This window comes from Desulfovibrio subterraneus (genome assembly GCF_013340285.1).
GTDB lineage: Bacteria > Desulfobacterota > Desulfovibrionia > Desulfovibrionales > Desulfovibrionaceae > Halodesulfovibrio > Halodesulfovibrio subterraneus.
The window spans coordinates 241,056-259,817 of sequence record NZ_BLVO01000004.1 but is presented as its reverse complement, the minus strand read 5'-3'; the positions used below and the strand labels follow the sequence as shown (position 1 = coordinate 259,817).

At 57.5% G+C, this 18,762-nt stretch carries 20 protein-coding genes and 1 other RNA gene; 10 read left to right on the top strand and 11 right to left on the bottom strand.

What is annotated here, in order from left to right; translation table 11 throughout:
• Positions 1-144 precede the first annotated feature (144 nt).
• The 7 genes from glmU (at position 145) to HUV30_RS01635 (ending at position 5,234) form a co-directional block, all read left to right on the top strand.
• Complete coding sequence (glmU, locus tag HUV30_RS01665; RefSeq protein ID WP_174403658.1) at positions 145-1,524, top strand: bifunctional UDP-N-acetylglucosamine diphosphorylase/glucosamine-1-phosphate N-acetyltransferase GlmU; 1,380 nt, start codon at positions 145-147, stop codon at positions 1,522-1,524.
• Between the two features lie 31 nt (positions 1,525-1,555).
• Positions 1,556-1,792, top strand: a complete 237-nt coding sequence (locus HUV30_RS01660) for a cell division protein ZapB (RefSeq protein WP_174403657.1) — start codon at positions 1,556-1,558, stop codon at positions 1,790-1,792.
• 6 nt (positions 1,793-1,798) lie between these two features.
• Positions 1,799-2,065 (top strand): cell division protein ZapA, encoded by a 267-nt coding sequence (zapA, locus tag HUV30_RS01655; protein WP_174403656.1) that lies wholly within the window; start codon positions 1,799-1,801, stop codon positions 2,063-2,065.
• A gap of 30 nt (positions 2,066-2,095) precedes the next feature.
• Positions 2,096-2,278: non-coding RNA, 6S RNA (gene ssrS, locus HUV30_RS01650), on the top strand.
• A gap of 174 nt (positions 2,279-2,452) precedes the next feature.
• Entirely contained in the window at positions 2,453-4,012 is a 1,560-nt protein-coding gene (rny, locus tag HUV30_RS01645; RefSeq protein ID WP_174403655.1) for a ribonuclease Y, read from the top strand.
• 304 nt (positions 4,013-4,316) lie between these two features.
• Positions 4,317-4,883, top strand: a complete 567-nt coding sequence (locus HUV30_RS01640) for a chemotaxis protein CheD (protein ID WP_174403654.1) — start codon at positions 4,317-4,319, stop codon at positions 4,881-4,883.
• 12 nt (positions 4,884-4,895) lie between these two features.
• Positions 4,896-5,234 carry a hypothetical protein gene (locus HUV30_RS01635; RefSeq protein WP_174403653.1) on the top strand — a complete coding sequence of 113 codons (339 nt, stop codon included), beginning with the start codon at positions 4,896-4,898 and terminating at the stop codon, positions 5,232-5,234.
• On the opposite strand, the gene HUV30_RS01630 is transcribed toward HUV30_RS01635, so the two are convergent.
• Both HUV30_RS01630 and HUV30_RS01625 read right to left on the bottom strand, forming a co-directional pair.
• Positions 5,231-5,545, bottom strand: coding sequence for a hypothetical protein (locus tag HUV30_RS01630; RefSeq protein WP_174403652.1), 315 nt, complete (start codon positions 5,543-5,545; stop codon positions 5,231-5,233). The two genes, HUV30_RS01635 and HUV30_RS01630, sit on opposite strands and share 4 nt — an antisense overlap.
• A gap of 75 nt (positions 5,546-5,620) precedes the next feature.
• Positions 5,621-6,820 carry an aminopeptidase gene (locus tag HUV30_RS01625; protein WP_174403651.1) on the bottom strand — a complete coding sequence of 400 codons (1,200 nt, stop codon included), beginning with the start codon at positions 6,818-6,820 and terminating at the stop codon, positions 5,621-5,623.
• 168 nt (positions 6,821-6,988) lie between these two features.
• Between HUV30_RS01625 and HUV30_RS01620 the strand changes: the two genes are divergently transcribed.
• Together HUV30_RS01620 and HUV30_RS01615 are read left to right on the top strand one after the other, a co-directional pair.
• Entirely contained in the window at positions 6,989-7,837 is an 849-nt protein-coding gene (locus tag HUV30_RS01620; RefSeq protein WP_174403650.1) for an MBL fold metallo-hydrolase, read from the top strand.
• Positions 7,834-8,748 carry a hypothetical protein gene (locus HUV30_RS01615; protein ID WP_174403649.1) on the top strand — a complete coding sequence of 305 codons (915 nt, stop codon included), beginning with the start codon at positions 7,834-7,836 and terminating at the stop codon, positions 8,746-8,748. The genes HUV30_RS01620 and HUV30_RS01615 overlap by 4 nt, the downstream gene beginning before the upstream one ends.
• Positions 8,749-9,143: 395 nt before the next feature.
• Here the strand turns inward: HUV30_RS01615 and HUV30_RS01610 are convergent, their stop codons facing one another.
• The 3 genes from HUV30_RS01610 to HUV30_RS01600 are packed head-to-tail and all read right to left on the bottom strand — an operon-like array spanning position 9,144 to position 11,273.
• Positions 9,144-10,202, bottom strand: coding sequence for a tetratricopeptide repeat protein (locus HUV30_RS01610; RefSeq protein WP_174403648.1), 1,059 nt, complete (start codon positions 10,200-10,202; stop codon positions 9,144-9,146).
• Entirely contained in the window at positions 10,202-10,774 is a 573-nt protein-coding gene (locus HUV30_RS01605; protein ID WP_174403647.1) for a YajG family lipoprotein, read from the bottom strand. The genes HUV30_RS01610 and HUV30_RS01605 overlap by 1 nt, the downstream gene beginning before the upstream one ends.
• 28 nt (positions 10,775-10,802) lie before the next feature.
• Positions 10,803-11,273: an AraC family transcriptional regulator gene (locus HUV30_RS01600; RefSeq protein WP_174403646.1), complete on the bottom strand. Its 471-nt coding sequence runs from the start codon at positions 11,271-11,273 to the stop codon at positions 10,803-10,805.
• Positions 11,274-11,653: 380 nt separating this feature from the next.
• Between HUV30_RS01600 and HUV30_RS01595 the strand changes: the two genes are divergently transcribed.
• Complete coding sequence (locus HUV30_RS01595) at positions 11,654-11,929, top strand: HU family DNA-binding protein (RefSeq protein WP_174403645.1); 276 nt, start codon at positions 11,654-11,656, stop codon at positions 11,927-11,929.
• 117 nt (positions 11,930-12,046) lie between these two features.
• Here the strand turns inward: HUV30_RS01595 and HUV30_RS01590 are convergent, their stop codons facing one another.
• From HUV30_RS01590 to HUV30_RS01565, 6 genes are all read right to left on the bottom strand, one after another.
• The gene (locus HUV30_RS01590) at positions 12,047-12,328 is read right to left on the bottom strand and encodes a helix-hairpin-helix domain-containing protein (protein ID WP_174403644.1); all 282 of its coding nucleotides are present in this window, start codon (positions 12,326-12,328) and stop codon (positions 12,047-12,049) included.
• 14 nt (positions 12,329-12,342) lie between these two features.
• Positions 12,343-13,677 (bottom strand): glycerate kinase type-2 family protein, encoded by a 1,335-nt coding sequence (locus tag HUV30_RS01585; RefSeq protein WP_174403643.1) that lies wholly within the window; start codon positions 13,675-13,677, stop codon positions 12,343-12,345.
• 604 nt (positions 13,678-14,281) lie between these two features.
• Positions 14,282-15,148: a lipoyl synthase gene (lipA, locus tag HUV30_RS01580; protein WP_174403642.1), complete on the bottom strand. Its 867-nt coding sequence runs from the start codon at positions 15,146-15,148 to the stop codon at positions 14,282-14,284.
• Positions 15,078-15,734 carry a lipoyl(octanoyl) transferase LipB gene (lipB, locus tag HUV30_RS01575; RefSeq protein WP_174403641.1) on the bottom strand — a complete coding sequence of 219 codons (657 nt, stop codon included), beginning with the start codon at positions 15,732-15,734 and terminating at the stop codon, positions 15,078-15,080. The genes lipA and lipB overlap by 71 nt, the downstream gene beginning before the upstream one ends.
• 27 nt (positions 15,735-15,761) lie before the next feature.
• Positions 15,762-16,892, bottom strand: coding sequence for a small ribosomal subunit Rsm22 family protein (locus HUV30_RS01570; RefSeq protein WP_174403640.1), 1,131 nt, complete (start codon positions 16,890-16,892; stop codon positions 15,762-15,764).
• Positions 16,889-18,445: an ASKHA domain-containing protein gene (locus tag HUV30_RS01565; RefSeq protein ID WP_174403639.1), complete on the bottom strand. Its 1,557-nt coding sequence runs from the start codon at positions 18,443-18,445 to the stop codon at positions 16,889-16,891. Before HUV30_RS01565 ends, HUV30_RS01570 begins: the two co-directional genes overlap by 4 nt.
• Positions 18,446-18,762 lie beyond the last annotated feature (317 nt).

Below are 18,762 nucleotides of genomic sequence, written 5' to 3'. Positions count from 1 at the left end.
CTTCGATATTGCATGAAATGTAGATGAATATGCCGTATTATTGCGGAATGCGTGTTTGCGCTGGACAACAACGGGTGTGACCACGTATTTTTCCTTGGTTTGTGCATTTTGATCGACCTTTGATGCAACTATCCGGGAGACGACATGTCCTCTAAAAATACCATTGGTGCCCTTATCCTTGCTGCGGGCAAGGGAACCAGAATGCATTCCGACAAGCCCAAAGTGCTGCAGCCGCTTCTCGGCGAACCCATGCTGCGCTATGTGTATACTGCCCTCGATCCCATTTTCGGCGACGGCATATGGACTGTCATCGGCCACGGTGCCGACATGGTCAGCCGTACGTTCGAAATGGAATCGCGGAACTTCGTATTGCAAAGTGAACAGCTCGGCACAGGCCATGCCCTGCAGGTTGCCTGGCCGGAATTGATCAGGTCCGGCCTGAACCGTGTGCTGGTGGTGAACGGTGATACCCCGCTGCTGCCCCAGCCGCGTATCATGGCCTTTATGAAGGAAGTGGTGGACCGTGATGCCGATATCGGCTTCATGACCCTCACGCTGGCCGATCCGGCTTCCTTCGGCAGGGTTGTCCGGCATAACGGCGAAGTGGCCGCCATTGTGGAGGCCAAGGATTTCGATGAGAACATGCACGGGCAGGAACCCAACGAAATCAACGCCGGTATCTATCTGCTCAAGATTGATTCCATATCGCCGCTGCTGGAAAAGCTCCAGAATACCAATAAGAGCGGTGAGTATTACATAACCGACCTTGTGGAACTGGCGGTGGCGCGCCGTATGAAGGTGTGTGGCGTGGATTGCGGGCAGGACCCGCATCTGCTCGGCATCAACAATCCGGCGGAGCTTGTCCGTTCCGAGTCGCTTCTGCGCACCAATCTGGTGCTTGAGTGGCTGGAGCAGGGTGTCATGATCCATGCGCCGGAAACGGTGCGCATCGGACCAATGGTATACCTTGAGCCCGGTGCCGTGCTGCACGGCCCGTGCGAACTGTACGGCAATACGGAAGTGCGCACGGGCGCAACGGTCCAGTCACATACGTGGCTGCGTAACGCCATTGTTTCTTCCGGAGCCGAGGTGCGGCCCTTCTGTCATATCGAGGACGCCGAGATCGGCCCTGACTGCATTGTGGGCCCCTATGCCCGCCTGCGTCCGGGTGCCGTTCTTGAGGAAGGATCGCGCGTTGGCAACTTTGTCGAAATGAAGAAGTCGGTGCTCGGTAAAAAATCCAAGGCCAACCACTTTACCTATCTCGGCGATACCGAGGTGGGCGTGGGGGCCAACATTGGTGCAGGGACCATTACCTGCAACTACGACGGCGTGAACAAGCACAAAACCGTAATCGGCGACGGTGCGTTCATCGGTTCCAATTCGGCGCTGGTGGCCCCTGTGACCATAGGAGCGAACAGCCTTGTGGGCGCGGGATCGGTCATTACCAAGGATGTGCCGGATGATACGCTCGCCATTGCGCGCGGCGTGCAGAAGAATCTTCCCAGAAAACGGAAGTCTTGATTTCAACTGACAAAAAGGATACGAGTTTGTCATGGAGCTTATAGACCAGTTAGAACAGCGTATTGACTCACTTCTTGAAACGATTGCCGTCCTCAGGGAAGACAACAGACGCCTCAAGGATGAGGTAGATCTGGGACTTACCGTGCTTGAGGATGAAAATCGCGCTCTCAAGGAGCAGCTCGAATTGGAGCGGTCCACGCAGGACTCAGTTCGCCAGCGTATCGACGCCCTGTTGCTGAAGCTGAAAGACCAGACCGGGGGGTCATAGTGCGCGATGCGCAGTTATAACCTGAATGTCTTGGATCTTGAGGTCTCTTTCAAGGCGGAGGCTGACCCCTCCAGGGTTGAGCGCGCCAAAAAATTGGTTGAAGAGCGTTACAATAAGCTCAATTTTCCAGGAAGGCAGATTAGCAAGGAGAAGCTACTGACGTTTCTGGTATTAGGACTGGCTGACGATCTCTTGCAATCCGACCGCAAGCTCGAAGTGCTCAACAGACGCATGGAGATGCTTGTGGAAAAGATAGATGGCGGGAACATCTGACCCGCAGCCCTCGGGCTTCGATATGGTTACAACACCCTGAGGTGTGCGTGATGACAAGCCGATGCTGGCCTCACAATCATACTATTGGGAGCCTGGCCGGCGCGCCGGTGTGCAAGCCCGATCTGCTCGGGAAGCCTGAAGGAGCGCCCAAGGAGCCCACCTAAGGATCATCTGGTCCTGCATTGGTGAGTCACACGGCGCTTCGGGGTTCCCCTAATCTCAGCCCTTCATTGTCTGCTGCGTTTATGAATTGATGCGCGGCAGATCCTGATTTAGTCCGGTACCTGATACTCACTCTCCCTCTGTCTCCTGTGTAGCAGGCGCAACGTCGCGTCATAACAATGGACCATTCGGAATGGGGCTTCCGAATGCTATGGGAGTAACAGCATGAGTCTGATGTCCATCGGGCTCGTCCTGCTGGGTGCCATTATCGGCGCTGCAACCGGATACGCGCTGCATAAGGTCGTCTCCTCCAAGCGTCTCAACGACGCTCAGGAGCTGGCGAACCGGATCATAGAAGAAGCGCGCAAGGAAGCACAGGCCCAGAAGAAGGAGATAATCCTTCAGGGGCAGGACGAGATATACAACCAGAAGCGCACTCTTGAACAAGAGTTCAAAGAGCGCGAGTCAGAGATAAAGAGCCGTGATCACAAGCTGCAGGAGCAGTCTGAGCGCCTTGAGCGTAAACGTGAGCAGGCTACCCAGAAAGAGCAGGAACTGCTCATTCAGGAAAAGGACTTCACCCGCAAAGAACGCAAGCTCGAAGAACAGGCTGCCCTGCTGGATGAAAAGATGCACGAGCAGGAATTACGCCTGCAGGAAGTATCCGGACTGACAGCCGACGAAGCAAAGGAACGCCTTTTCGAAGAAATCGAGTCGCGTACCAAGCATGAAGCCGCAAAGATGATGCGGCAGATAGAGGCGGAAGCCAAGGAAACCGCAAGCCGCAAGGCCAAGGAAATTCTTGCGACCGCCATTCAGCGTTATGCGGGCGATTACGTGGGAGAACAGACCGTTACCGCGGTAACGCTGCCCAGCGAAGACATGAAGGGCCGTATCATCGGTCGTGAAGGCCGCAACATCCGTGCGCTGGAAGCAGCCACGGGCGTGGACCTGATTATCGACGACACCCCTGAAACCGTTATCCTTTCCGCATACAGCCCGCTGCGTCGCCAGATTGCCAAAATGGCTCTGGAGCGTCTCATCAGCGACGGCCGCATCCATCCTGCCCGCATTGAGGACGTTGTCCGCAAGGTGCAGCAGGAACTGGAAGTGCAGCTGCGTGAAGTGGGTGAGCAGGCTACCTTTGATGCCGGCGTGCACGGCATTCATGCAGACCTCATCAAGCTGCTCGGCCAGCTGAAATACCGCACCAGCTTCTCTCAGAACGTGCTTCAGCACTCTCTGGAAGTGGCCTCCCTGTGTGGCATGATGGCAGCCGAGCTCGGACTTGACGTGAAGCGCGCCAAGCGTGCCGGTCTGCTGCACGACATAGGCAAGGCTGTGGACCACGAAGTGGAAGGCCCCCACGCCATCATCGGCGCGGACCTTGCCAAGAAATACGGCGAAAGCAAGGAAATCATCCATGCCATTGCCGCTCACCATGAAGATCAGCCGCCCAAGTCTGCTCTGGCAGTGCTGGTGCAGGCGGCGGATTCCCTTTCCGGTGCCCGTCCCGGAGCCCGCAAGGAACTTCTCGAAAACTACGTGAAGCGCCTTGAGGATCTGGAAGGCATCGCCACCGCCTTTGAAGGCGTATCCAAGGCTTACGCCATTCAGGCGGGCCGCGAAATCCGCGTTATGGTTAACTCCGACAACGTGGACGACGATACCACCTACCTGCTGTGTAAGGACATCGCGGAGCAGATCGAAAAGAATCTCACCTACCCCGGTCAGATTCGAGTTACGGTCATTCGCGAACGCAGGGCGGTCGGTTACGCCAAATAAGGCGTTTCAAAGTAAGTATGAAAGAGGCCGCCTTCCGGCTGGAGGGCGGCCTCATTTGTATTCATGAAGTTGTGTTACTCTCATTATGGTACGCGCCAGTGTCACAGGCGGGCGTGACTTAGCTAATTCTTTGCCCTGATTATCATTTCTCTTTGGTGTGTATCAGCTTAATTTTCCTGATTCTGTTATGCGGCTCCAGTATCTGGTTGGGGCGAATACAGCTGCAGCCGGATTGAGTTTAAACGTGATGGAGTTGCCCCGCCGTGGGAGCGCTGCGGAATAACGCGCAGCAAGAACTGTTCATATGACTGATGATAAACATATTATAGGTATAGGCGAGATGGCGGCTTCCGCCCGTCCGGAGGCAATGCTCAAGACCTTCGGGCTTGGGTCGTGTGTCGCCCTTGTGCTCTATGATCCTCTGACAAGAGTGGGGGGGATGGTGCATATCGCCCTGCCGGACTCGTCGCTGCAGGCAGGCAGGGCGGATGGTATCGGCGGTGCTCCTGGCTATTATGCCGACAAGGGAGTGGAACTGCTGTTCCGCCATGTGGGCAGGCTGCGGGGCACTCCCTTTGCTGCGGGGCTTTCGGCCGCAATTATCGGCGGAGCCAGTGTGCTGCCCAACAGCAGTCGTTTTTTTATCGGGCAGCGCAATGTCGAAGCTGTTCGCTCGCTGCTGAGACAGCGCGGGATAACCCTTTTTGCGGAAGATGTGGGCCTTGAGCTGAGCAGAACGGTTTTTTTTGCGGTGGGTACGGGTGAGGTGACCATAATCTCTCCCGGGCGCAAGCATGTGCTCATGAGCCTGAATACCGCCGCGGCAGGGCGGGCAGGAACGAGGGCAGGAAGTGACGGGGGCAGTAAGTGACGAGGACAGGAAGTGATCGATAAGACAACGCTCATCACCACGGTGCTGCAGCGTGCAGACAAGCTGGAGACGGGACATTGCCTCGATATCCGCACGTTCAAGCGAAACAGGTCCGTTGCCCTGATTCGTACGGGAGTGGATGCCTTCACCGTCATAGAAGACGGCTTTGGGCAGGAGCGGTGGGAGGATGTATCCGCCGACAAGCTGAAACGCCTGCTCAAGCAGCTGTTGAAAAAGGAATTTCCGCGTAGCCATAAGGTGCGGCTCTATACGCTGCCTTCGTATGAAGAGGCCAACGTGAACCGCATGGGCCACGGGGCCGGACGGTTCGGGCCGGAAGACGATGATTAGTGGCCCGAGTAGTCCATCACCTGATTCAGTCCGGCTTGACTGCGGGTGATGAGCCCGTCCTGAATGCGGTAACGGGTCAGGGTCCATTCATCCATATCAATATAGTCAATGCGCCCCTCGCTGCCTTTGCCAAGGTGCGGCTTGAGGGCCTCGATGAAATCTTCAATCATGAAGTACACGCCCTCGTGACTGACGAGGAGCATGTTCCCTTCCAGCGAAACGCTTTCTTCCGCAACCTGCTGCACGGCGTGCAGCATATCTTCCCCTGCCGGGGTAACGCTGCCGTATACTTTGATGATGATATGTTCCATGGGCGTGGACGGTGCCGTGTTTTTATCCGAAAGGCAAGGCCGCGGTTTTCACGCGGCCTGTTTGCGGTATGCGGCTTAAAGCGTGAATTCTCCGTCTTCATAGATGGTTTTGCGTGTTCCGTCGGCGAGGATGGCGGTTACGCGCTTCCGGTCCGTGTTGACGAGGTCCCAGTGCAGCATGGATGAGTTGAAGCCGAGCGCGCGGCGCAACTCTTCGTTATATTCCGTGGCCTCGCCCGCAAAGGTGTTGGTATAGGCGTTGCCAAGGGCCATATGCATGGAACCCCACGTGCCACCGTGGTTTTCGTCATACAGGGTGTTGGCCATGAACGCGGAAATGCGGGAGAAGCGTTTATCCACCAGAGCAAACTCGCCGATGCGGGAAGCGCCTTCATCCATGTTCAGCTGCTTGATCACGAATTCTTCGCTGTGCTCGGCGCTCACGGCCGTAACGCGGCCTGCCTTGAACTCCAGCCGCACATCACGGACAATGTTGCCTGAACGGAATGAGGGAAGGTTTGATGTGTATACGCCTTCCACCGTGCGGTAGTCGGGAGAAACATACAGTTCGAAGCTGGGCAGGTTGCGCCCTGTCAGCCCCGCCCATGTGCGGCGTTCGCCAACCTTGAGCAGCAGGTCCACCGTTTCGGATTCCACTTTCAGCGTGCAGTTGCCGAGGCCGGTCAGTTCCTCGCGCAGGGCTTCTATCTGCTTGGCAAGCAGCCGCCACTTGCGGGTGGGCGTGCCGTCGTCCAGATAACAGGCAAGCTCGATCTGCCGGGCGTATTCCTGCAGGCTGAGCCTCGCCTGAGCCGCCAGCGCCTGTGTGGGATACATGCACAGTGTCCAGCCGAAGGTTCCCATCTGTTCCCGTGTGTTCATGATCTGGCGCAGGGGCTGTCGCGCCATCTGCACGAGATTGAGCAATTCAGGGTCTACGCCTGCCAGGTGCGTGAGCGAAGAGGGGGCAAGAAGGCTGATGGAGCCGTTCAGGTGGTTATACATATCCCTGTCACCGGGAATGAGCGTGGCAAGGCGCTTGTTGTTGGCTCTGGTGTACCGGTCATAATCCATGCGCGGCGTGGGCATAGCTCTCTGGATGGGAATAAAGCCGCGATCATGCAGCTGGCAGCAGACCTCTTCGGCAAGCGGCAGGGCATCGTGATCATAATTCACCAGAATGAAATCACTTTTGGCAAAGGTGCCGCTGCGGCCGCGTTGCAGTCCCCAGATGATGACATCTGCATATTTTTCCAGCGTAAGGGTGTCAAACATGGTGCCTCCTCTTTGCAAACCTCGCGCACAATGGTGGAATAGGCAAGTGAATATCTCTGCAATCAGCGTTGGTTGCCTTATTCGCCTACGCGGTTTATCGTCATGTGAAAAGTATGCTGGGGCTGTCTGTTTTTTCGCATCGGCCGGACAACATCACTGGAGACAAGCATGATTGTGAGGTGTTGGGGGGCACGTGGTTCCATTCCCGTTTTCGGGAAGGAATATCTGCGGTACGGTGGTTCCACCACCTGCCTTGAGCTGCGTACCGCCGGTGACGACATCATGGTCATAGATGCCGGTACAGGCATCCGCCAGCTGGGCAACAGGCTGCTTGAAGAAAAGCGGACCAGCTGTACGCTTTTCTTCACCCATGCGCATTGGGATCACCTGATGGGCTTTCCCTTCTTTCGTCCTGTCTACAGAAAGGATTTTTCCCTGACCGTATATGGCTGCCCCCTTGAAGAAGGCGACATGAAACAGCTGCTTTCCGGACTCATGTCACCCCCGTATTTCCCTGTTCCCCTGCACGGGCTGCATGCCGATGTCCAGTGGATGCGCGATGCACCGACGGATACCCCCATTATCGTGAATGGTGTTTCCGTCCGCAGCATCCCGTTAAATCATCCCAACCGGGGGCTGGGGTATAAGTTTGTGGAGAACGGCAGGACATTCGTGTTTCTGACCGATAATGAATTGGACGGCACCCATGCGGGAGGCAGATCATATGAAGAGTATGTCGCTTTCTGCACCGGCGCTGACCTGTTGATACACGATGCGGAATTTACCGAAGAGGAATATGCGGCCACCCGCGGCTGGGGGCATTCCACATGGACAAGAGCCCTGCAGTTGGCCATGGACGCCGGTGTGCATCGCTTCGGTCTGTTTCATCACAATCAGGATCATTCGGACGACGTGATTGACGGCATTGTCACCCGCTGTCTTGCCCAACTGCGGCAACATGGTGTTGAAATGCAATGCTTCGGCGTCCGCGAAGGCATGGAGATTGACCTGTCATGACAAGATATCAGCTGGTTACAGGGATTGCCTGCATGTTTGTCCTGTTGTCTGCAACTGCGGATGCATTCGCCGATGCCGACCGGAAAACCATAGAGGTGGAACATGTGTACCAGCTGGGGGACAGTGATTCCCGTTCCGAGGCTGTACGCATGTGCTATGCTGAGGCGGAGCGCAGGGCGTTGGAGCAGGCCGGAGTGTATATGGAATCGCGCACCGAGATTTCGAACTTCGCCCTCAAGAAGGACGAGGTGTTCAGCTTTACGGCTGCCGTGCTGCAGGTTGAACGGCTGGGCGAAGAAGTGCGTCTGGATGGCCAGCACATGTCTGTGCACTGCAGAAGCAGGGTGACATTCAACGAACAGGAAGTGCTTGATTCTCTGGCGTATATTGCCCGTAATCCTGCGCTGAGAAATGAGCTTGGTGAATCGGGCAGGGAAGTGGAGTCTGCACGGCGCAAGGTGTCGGAAATGGCCTCGCCCGCTGGTCCTTCCGCAGACGGGAGCGAGATGCGTGCTCCCGTCGCGCCGGTCGCGCCGGTTGCCCCTGTCGGTCAAGGCGGCTCTGCGGGACTTTCACGGTCTGCGGAGCAGGAAAAAGCTCTGGGGTCGCTCGAATCCATCAAGCGCAAACGGGATGAGATTGTCCGGCGCAACAGAGAACTTACCGAGGCCGGACGAGTGGCCGTGGCGCGTGGCATGACACCGGGCGAGGTGCGCGAGATGCTGGGTAATCCGCAGGCGCGGCGCACAGCAGAAAGGGCCGGACATGCCTATGTGTGTGAACGCTATGGCTCGCTGTGGGTTGTGTTTCGGGATGAGGCCGCTCTGTGCCTGCGCAGACAGCTGGAACAGCGGGGGATAGAAGGGCTGTGCCATTGCGCGGGAAGTGCGGATTCCTTTGTCTGGCGTTAGTGTCTGACTGCCCAGACTCGGCCAGACCCGGCCAGACCCGGCCAGACCCGGCCAGACTCGGTTTGTCGCGATGATACATCGAAGCTTGAGCGAATTTGCTGCCAAAGCCCTGCCGTGAGAATGGCGGGGTTTTAGTTTTGAGGAAAGTTTGTCGCAGAGAATGTGAATCTTCTGAAAAAATATAATAGCCGGTCCTGCAACGTAGTGTAATTTGGATATATGGATGTCTGTTGTCGAACGATTTCGATGACAGCAGGGATTGATGGACCGGTTTGCAGCATCCGGTCTGTAGTGCGGTTTAGCAGCGAAACCGCACCAATCATCATCCTCCTCCCTTGCAGCGTCGGCCGCGTCTCTTACCCCCAGACGCGGCCGATCTTTTTATGCATCAAAGATCATTGTGCGGCAGGTGGCGCGTCTGCTTTGCAGTGCCCGCGGCTCGTAGCCCAGTGGTAGTTCTCGCAGGCCCCGAGCGAGCATGCCGTGTAAAAATCTCTGCACATGGGAACAAAATCTTCGTCCACCAGATAGGCCGAGCCACGCGAGCGGAAGAAGTCCGCATTGCGGGGTTGCAGGCGGATGGCGGCATCATAGTCGGCAATGGCCAGTGTGGTCAGGTGCAGGCGCAGATAGGCGGTTCCCCGGTCGTGCAGGGCCTGCGCAAACCCGGGTGCCATATCGATGCACCGGTCAAGGGCGTCCAGCGCGTCCTGCGAGCGCTGGAGCTGATAATCGGCGGTTCCCTTGGCATACCAGAGCAGCGGGTTGTCCGGGGCCAGTTCAAGAGCCTGCCGCATGGCACCGGAGACGGCGTCAGGGTGCTGCCATACCCCGTTCTGCAGGTCGGGCAGCTGGTCGCGCAACAGGGTTATGGCGTGCAGCTCGTTGGCTACGACAGCAAACTGCGGCTCGTATTGCCTGGTCAGGGCATCCGCAGGCGCTCCGCCGCCTTGCATGGCTGCGGAAAGCTGCACGAAGCGGCGCAGAATACGCTGCTCGTAATCAAGCAGCTTACGGTGCAGAAGCATCTGCTTTGGCTGGAGCAGGGCGTTTTTGAGAAGATCGGGAAAACGGGCAGGATGGACGATTGTGGCTGTAGAGCGGACACCGAGGTCCGGTGCTCTGCCTATCTTTTCCTGCTCGGTGATGACGGGGCGGTATATCATCCATGCCAGCGGCTGGGCATCGCGCAGGACTTCGGCATCGGTCTGTCCGTAGGCGAGTTTGGCCAGCTGGACATTCTTGTCCCTTTCCAGCCAGAGAGAGGCTTTTTGCATGACCCCGATGCGGGCCATGGCTTCCGATACCCTCAGGGCTGCAGACAGGCCCAGTTCACCGCCAAAGGCCACAGCTACCGAATGGTTGAAGGAAGGAGCCGGAGGTGACTGAGCCTTGCACGGTGCCCCCGGGAAGAGTCCCCAGAGGCACCAGAGAATGACAAGGGTCCGGCGCATCAGTTCGCCGTGTTATAGATCTTTGAAAGAATGTCTTCCACGGCACCGTTAAGCATGGTGCGCAGGGTTTCGCTGAGGTGTTCTTCCGTCACGCCGTCAGTGGGCACGTCCTGACGTTCCTGCTCGGAGCGGTAGGTAACGGGCAGGCCGCCGTCTACGGCGATGGCAGCTTCAATGGAGACGCTGTATGCCGTCATGGTGTTCTGCTTGAGCCACACCTTTTTCACGGTGCCGGTGACAACATGCTCGCCGGGAGTCACTTCATCAGCACTCTTCACATAGTGGGTGTTGAGTCCCTTGCGGCTCAGTTCTTCCCTGAGGGCATCGCTCATCCATGCGGAAACGCTGGATACGGGGATGAAGGGAGTCTGGTCATTGCGCACGCCGATATCCTTCTTGGAGCGTTCGTCGGCAAATTCCACAACGGTAACGCTGGGAGCGTTGGGCTGGATGTGGGCCGGGCTCAGTTCGGATGTATACTGCAGACGCACATAGTTGTTGGGTGCACAGGCGGCAAGGGTAAGCAGCAGGAAGCACAGGGAAAGCGTTGCAAGGCGGTAACCGGTCTTCATAGTTCCTCCGAAAGATATGTCGGAATGGTCAGATTGTTGTTAACGGGAGATACAGTCTGGTTACAAGGTCTTCTTCCGAATCAAGGTACGGGTCGCTCAGGTATTGTTCCATGAGCGGGGCATCCGCAGGGCGGCGGCTGCTGCCCGGCAGCCAGTCCCAGAATAGCGAGGCCCAGACGTGGGAAAGCGTTGCATACGGTCCTTTATGGACCGTAACAGCGTATTCCAGGCTCGGAACCTCAACGGTATGGACGAAGTCATCAGGGATGAATCCTTCCGGCAGGGTCACTGCCGCATCATACCGAATCCTGCCGGAGGCCGTTATGTTAGGATCGTCATGGCAGAAACCGAGAAACATGGTTTTTGCCGTGAGTATGTTGTGTCTGGCAATCCAGGGCGTCAGCATCTGCCATGCCTCCGGCCCAGATTTTTCATAAGGGCCGTAGGCGCGGACGGTAGCAACGCGTAGTAAGGGCAGACGTTCGATCTTCACATTCATGCTGGGCTGCTCCGTATTGCTTCGGAATCTTCGGGCATATTCTATACACGACAGGGAATGATTGTCCATGCATGCGTTGGCACTCGGTGTTTTGCGGGCGCCGGGGGGCATTTTTTCTAATTTTCAATAGACGCACGGTGTTGCGGAAAATCGTCTGTGAAAGCTATGTAATTACAGCTTGTTGAAGCAGTGTTTTAAGACGACGGGCTTGTGCGCGGACCCCTGATCGGGCTGGGAACCCACGCCAGTCGCCAATATTTGACAGGGTGGAGGTTGACAAACCCACCAAGCTTTGCCATTTGTCCTGCCGTACTCATTGAGACATGCGGGCTCAGGCCTGTGTCTCGTATAAACTACGTCAGTGTCACGGAGATAAGTGAATGACCAAAGCAGAATTTGTAGAAAAGATTTTTTCCAAGGCGAACCTCGCATCCAAGACTCAGGCAGAAGCTGCTCTTGATGCAACCATCGCTACCATCGTAGAAGCCCTTAAGGGTGGCGATTCCGTTGTATTCACCGGCTTCGGCAGCTTCAAGGTTGCTGAGCGCGCTGCTCGCAAGGGCCGCAACCCCCGTTCCGGCGAAGAAATCGTAATTCCCGCCACCAAGATTGTGAAGTTCACCCCCGGCAAGATGCTGAAGGATGCCGTAAAGTAATCCGCTTTTGCTGTTGCTGATAAAAGCCCCCGCATGCATGGCATGCGGGGGCTTTTTATTGTGGAGTTCTTTCTGCCGTGCACCGTGGAAGCATCAGCCGTGCCGGTTGCTCCGTGCTCAGCGGCAGTGTGGTGCAGGTTGGCCCTTGCGTATTGCGGACCACCAGAACCAGTCCTTCTGTTCGTCCGGCAGATTCGGATCACGCGCCTGCGCTATGGCGCATGTAAATACGTCCAGCATACATATGTCATGTTTCTGCCCTGTGATCGCGCACAGGTCATCGTAGAGCCTCTGTGCATCCTTTCGGGACAGGTCTTCAACGGAACAAACGCCCAGTATGGCAAGGTCGCGTATTGTGGCCGGGCCTACCGAGCGAAGATCTTTCAGTGTACGGTGCATGATCTTTCCTGAGTCTATCTGGGACAATCCACAAGCACGAGCGCCAGATCCATCACGTTGGTCAGTGTGGGGCCGGTTTTGAGCAGATTGTCGGTCTTGTCCAGAAAGTGGTAGGCGTTGTTGTCTGCAAGGTACGCCTGCGCATCAAGCGAGCAGCAGGCGGCGCGTTCCAGCGTGCGGGAGCAGGCAAACCCGCCGGCAGCGTCAGTGGGGCCGTCTGAGCCGTCGGTACCGGCGCAGAGCATGGTGATGTGCTCGCAGTCCTGCAGATAGAGAGAGGCGGCCAGAGCCATTTCCTGATTGCGGCCGCCCAGACCGCTGCCCGTGATGGTAACCGTGGTTTCGCCTCCGGCAAGCAGGCATACGGGGCCTGCCACTTCTTTGCCGTCCAGACACAGGTTCATGGCGGTATCTACTAGTTCCCTTGCCTTATCGCGCGCTTCGCCGGTCATGGTGGAGGTGAGAATGCGCGGCGTGTATCCGGCCTGCAGTGCAGCAGCGGCTGCGGCCTCCAGAGCCTGCAGGTTGGTTGCCACCAGCACGTTCTGCACTGTGGAGAAAACCGGATCACCCTGTTTGGGTGTTTCGGCAATCTCGCCCCGTGCTCCAGCTTCGAGCCTGGCGAGGATATTGGCGGGCAGCCTGTCCCGGATGCCGTAGCGCTCCACGATTTCCATGCACTGCGCAAAGGTTGAGGAATCCGGCGAGGTGGGGCCGGATGCGATGACATCCAGATTGTCCCCCACCACATCGGAAATAATAAGCGCTGCAAGGCGGGCCGGATGGGCCGCGCGTGCGAGGTTGCCGCTGCCGAAGATGGAAAGGTGTTTCCGTATGGCGTTTATTTCGTGAATGGTGGCCCCGCACTCCAGCAGCAGGGACGTGGCCTTTTTGCCGTCTTCAAGGCGTATGCCTTCAACCAGTGCCGGAGTGAGTGCACTTGCGCCGCCGGTGATGACGCATAAGACAAGGTCCCGTTCCGTCGCCTTTTCCGCAATGGCAAGAATGTCGCGGGCGGCCTGCTCGCCGTTTGCATCGGGTACCGGATGTGCTCCTTCGCGCACGTCAACAATGCGGGTGGGGACTGTGTGGCCGTATTTCACACAAATTATGCCTTCGGTAATTCTGTTGCCGAGCATTGTTTCCAGCGTGGCGGCCATGGGGGCGGCACCCTTGCCTGCTCCGATGATGAAGATGCGGTCAAAAGAATCAAGGTCGTATGGCTGACCTGCGATGGTCATGGCGGAACCGGCAACGGTTACATGCCGGTGGATGGCTTTGTCCGGGGCTACGGCATGCAGTGCGGCGTCGAGAATGGACCGCAGAGTGTCGCGTCTTTGGGCTGTCATGGTATTGTCTCCTGCTGATGTCTGGCTGGCATATGGTAGTGTGCGGGCAGGGGGACGGTCAAGGTGGGGAAAGAAACGGCGCGTTTGTGGCACGCGTATTAATTGCCGTGTCACTTCACTTGAATGCAGTGTTGTTTTCGTATGACTATGTAAGGACTGTATGAGGAATGGTGCAGAGGGGATTCAGACTGTTACTGGCGTGGAGTGCAGTTGCAGAAGTATGTGTTATCAAAACACAAACAGCCCGGATCCGTCATAACCGGGCTGTCTGTACCTTCCGCAACCCGCGAAATCACGTAAAAGCGGGTGCGCATATGCAGTAAGAATATAGCAGGGGGCGGTCCATGAATAGTAGGGTTTTCCCCCATTTTTAAAAACTGCGTGCAAAAGCCTCCCGAGGGGAACAGGAGGCTTTTGCAGGAGGACCGAGAGTAACCGGCTCACGAAAGAGGGACCAGACTGTGGGATAAGGCCGTACAATTACGTTAGTATATATTCACTGCTGTGGCAAGGGTGATGTCGTTTATTTCCGGGTTCGCCATAAAAAAGACCGGCCGGAGGTTATTCCGGCCGGTTCTGATATTTTTACGGCACTGCAAGGTCGTTATTCGGTGAACATGGCCGCGTTATAGGATGAGCGTACCAGCGGGGCGCAGAACATGTGGCGTATGCCTTTTTCCCTGCCGTAGGCGGCATATTCTTCAAAGACATCGGGGTGCACGTATCTTTCCACGGCGGGGTGCTTGCGCGAGGGACGCATGTACTGGCCGATGGTAACAATATCGCAGTGTATGGCTGCAAGGTCGTCAATGACACCGCGTACTTCCTCGTCCGTTTCGCCAAGTCCCACCATCAGGCCGGATTTGGAACGGTGCCCCGCCTGCTTCACCCGTTCAAGCAGCTGCAGGCTCTGGGCATAGTCTGCCTGCGGACGGATGCGGGGATAGTGGACCGGAGGCGTTTCCACGTTGTGGTTTATGATATCCGGCGCGGCCTGCATCACCATGTTGAGCGCAGGCAGTGAGCCCTGAAAATCGGGGATGAGAACCTCTATGCTGCATTCCGGCAATACGCCGCGTACGGCACGTATTGTGGCCGCAAAATGCGCACCGCCGCCATCCAGCAGGTCGTCGCGGGTGACGGATGTGATAACCACGTGCTTGAGCCCGAGCCTGCGGGCGCCTTCGGCTACGCGGGCAGGTTCCGTGGGATCAAGGGGCGGCACGGGATCGTTGCCGATATTGCAGAAGGCGCAGTTGCGCGTGCAGGTGCTGCCCATGATCAGAAAGGTGGCCGTGCCGGACGAGAAGCACTCGAACTTGTTGGGGCACTTGGCGCTCTGGCAGACCGTGTTCAGGTTCAGGTCGCCGATCAGGTCGCCCGTAGCGGTGTAGTTGTGGTTACAGGGAATCTTGACCCTGAGCCAGGGTGGTATCCGCAAATATGTTTCCGAATTGTCTGACGAGCTCATCCTTTACTTCCTGCATGCTTAGATCATCGCGGTTCAGTTCCTGCGCCAGAGACGAGGGTTCCGCGTCAGTTAGTCCGCAGAGCGTGATCATGCGGAACAGATTCACATCGCGCTGCACGTTGAGCGCAAGGCCGTGGTAGCTGGTCCACTTACGCATGGCAATGCCGATGGAGCAAATCTTCCGGTTTTCCACCCACACGCCGGGGCGGCCTTCCTGTCTGCCTGCCTGCAACCCGAAGGCGCCTGCGGTGCGTATGACAGCCTCTTCAAGGTCGTGGAACAGACCACGCATGCCGCCGGGCCGCTTGGCCACCCTGAAGACGGGATAGGCCACCAGCTGGCCGGGAAAATGGCAGGTTATGTTGCCGCCGCGCGACGACTGCACCAGATCAATACCCTGCGAGGCGAGAAATTCATCACTCGCGTGCAGGTTTTCGCGGCCGCCGTTACGCCCGAAGGTGATGACCGGCGGGTGTTCCAGCAGATACAGCGTGGGTTCCGCTCCGGCCGCAACCTCTTCCAGCCGTTTGCGCTGAATGGCGTCGGCTTCCGCATATCGGATCAATCCGAGATCGATAATTTTCATGACGTTTCCAGCTCTGGGAATAAACGGCTACCGCTTGGCGGGATAGGCCACCTGTGCGCGCGATTTGGCATCGATGACGGGTTTATCCGGCCACTGTATCTGCAGGGCGCAGCCGCTCTGGAAGTGGAAAGCCTTGTGCACCAGTGCAAGCCCGCGCGAGGAACAGGCGTAGCGTGCCGATTCTGTCGCTTCCGGCAGGCGTATGGGATCGGAAAGAACCCTGACCATGTCGGTATCATACTGCGGTTGCGTACGGGCCGCATGCATGAAGCTCAGGCTTATGTTGCGGCGTTCCATGCGGGCGCGGTTGGTCAGGTCCATGAGCCATGCGGGAGCATTTTCGGCTGATGCGTTGAAGTGGCACCAGCCGGAGCTCTGCTGATCCAGCATGGGGCAGAACATGTCGTGCGGGCAGGGAGCCTGCGGGAGCATGCCGTGTTCCATAAGGCCCATACGCAGCAGCGACACCATTTTTCCGCCCAGACGGGTGCCGGGTTCTACAAACAGTACTTCGCCGTTGTCGGTACAGGCATTGGTCATGGCCAGTGCAAGCTCGTCCATGCGTTCTTCGAGCGTCTGGCCTCTTCCGGAACGCAGTTCGTTCAGCACGTTGGCTCCGCTCACAAGACGCACTCTGCCATAGTGGTTGCGCAGGGTCTTTTCCAGCGCGGTTCGTTCCAGCACTATCTTCCACGGGCTTTGCGAAGCGGGCATGCCCATCATGGTTTCCAGCAGCTTGCGGCCGGTTTCCATGGGTTTGGGGGCAATATCGGAACATATGAAGGTGAGCTTCTTGGTGCGCAGTTCAGGGCGCGCGAGCCACATACCCTGCACCAGCGTGAGCGGGCCGGACCCGAGGTCGAGCACGGTGTCACCGTCTTCAAGGTTCAGGTCCAGATTGGGCAGCAGCCAGGCCAGACGGTACAGGTTCCACGGCAGGTAGAAATGCAGGTAGGCAGAAGTGTTGCGCGGCGTGGACCAGTAGTTCACCTTCATTCCGCCGCGCTCTGTGGTCAGAGAGCGGGAAAGATCGGCAACAGCGTAGTGCAGCTCTTTGCGATGTGCTTGCTTGAGGGACAATACGGTGCGCAGAACACCTTCATAGGCGGCAAGCTGTTCGCGTAACGGCAACGCAGGGAGGGAGAGGCAATTTTTCATGAAAATATAAAACGCATGTGATGCGTGAAGTTTTGGGTAAATGCCGGGTCGGTGGTCAGGTCCACGTGGCGCACGGCTGCGGTCCAGACTTCTGCCATACCGCGCCTTGCGGGGTCAACAAGGAATAGTTCCGCTCCGCGCAGCGAGGTGTTGCCAAGGCTTGAGACACGGGCACCCATTCCTTCGGGCAGGAATCCCAGCCCTTCAAGGTCGGCGGTGTCGGCATGTTCGCCGAGCGCACCGGCAAGATACAGGGTGCGTATGTCTGCGGTGCTCAGGCCAGCTTCGGAAAGAAGCCGCTCGTAGGCAAGCGTGAAGGCCGCCTTGACCTTGAGGATCTCCTCCACATCGCTTGCCAGCAGGTACATGTCATCCTGCAGCATGAAGCGTTTTTCTCCGTACCGGTTGTCTATCTGAGCGGCAAGGCGCGCAGCCAGCGGATTCGTGTAGGGCGGTTCGGCAAAACGGCCGTCCCGTTGCAGCAGGCCGCACTTGATCAGCGCATGGACTAGCGAGAGATAGCCGGTGCCGCTTATGCCCTTTACGGGCGGGGGGCCATCCGGTGAATGGGGCAGGGCAACACCCTGCAGTCCTTTGGGCGTCATGGTGAAGCGGGTAATGACGCCAGCCTGCGCCACGGTGCCGAAGGTCAGGCCAATGCCTTCCAGTGCGGGACCGAGCGCCACGCTGGTGACGAGTGCCTCATCCGGTGACAGGGCAAGCACAAACTCTCCGTTGGTGCCAAGGTCTGCCAGCAGGAAGGGGTATGCAGGGCTGCGCTCCAGCACTGCCTGCATTCCGGCGGAAAGGTCTCCCCCCACAAAGGGGGCAGGCAACGGCGGAATATAGACGGGCGGCAAATTTTCAAGGGTTTCAACACGCCCGCCTGTGTAGCCGAGCGAATAGGGGGCCGAGGCGAGGCAGGTGGTGGATTTGCCGAGCAGCAGGTAGGTCATGACCGAGTTGGCGGCAATGCAGCATTCCGTCACATCCGCTCCGGCGTTTGCCAGCAGGGTGCGCAGCCTGTCTGTTACCAGCCGCTGCAGAATGGCCGCGCCCTCTCCGTTGCGGGCAAAGGCAAGACGCGACATGACCTCGCTGCCTGCACCCAGCTGCGGGTTGAGTTCCTGCCCCGAGGCAACGCGGCGGTCGCTGTCAAGCAGGGACCAATGCAGCGAGGTGGTGCCTATATCTACCGCAAACCTGAGCTTGTCTGCGGTTGCCGGTACCGGAGAGATAGCCGGACGCTTGCGCGAGGGCAGTTCGGGCAGGGTGATGCACATGTCGGGTTCCGGCATGTGATGGCAACCGAGACGCCAGCCTTCCTGCAGTTCCGCATCCGAGAAATACAGAGCATCTTCGCCCTTGGGCAGGGGGGCGTTTTCCGTGAAACGCATTCGGCAACGACCGCATCGTGCAAGTCCGGAGCAAAGCGCCGGAGCGCAGAAGCTGCCGCTGGTGTAAATGTGTTGTGCCAGAGTGAGACCGTCTGATTGCTTCAGAGGGATTATCCTGCTTTCGCCGGTGTGATCGGTAACGGTGATGTGTTGCATGGTAATTCCGGTATGCCAGAAATTTGCGCAAAGGAACAGAGCGGGATGGAAATGGTTTGCTGCCCGTGCAACGGCATCACCGGAAGAACTCCATGATTGTCCACTTACGGCGTATGGCAGCGCTCCAGCCGAGCACACCGTAGCGACGTGGTGGACGCGATCCAGTTTGGTGCCGGTGGCAAAGAATGAAAAGGCCGCTATCCCCCACGGGAAAGCGGCCTTCAGATTATAACGATAAACTCAGGTTTCTTGCAAAACCAGACTCCATTAAGCCGGAACTGACGCCAAAAACGGAACGGTATCGCTTGCACGAGGTG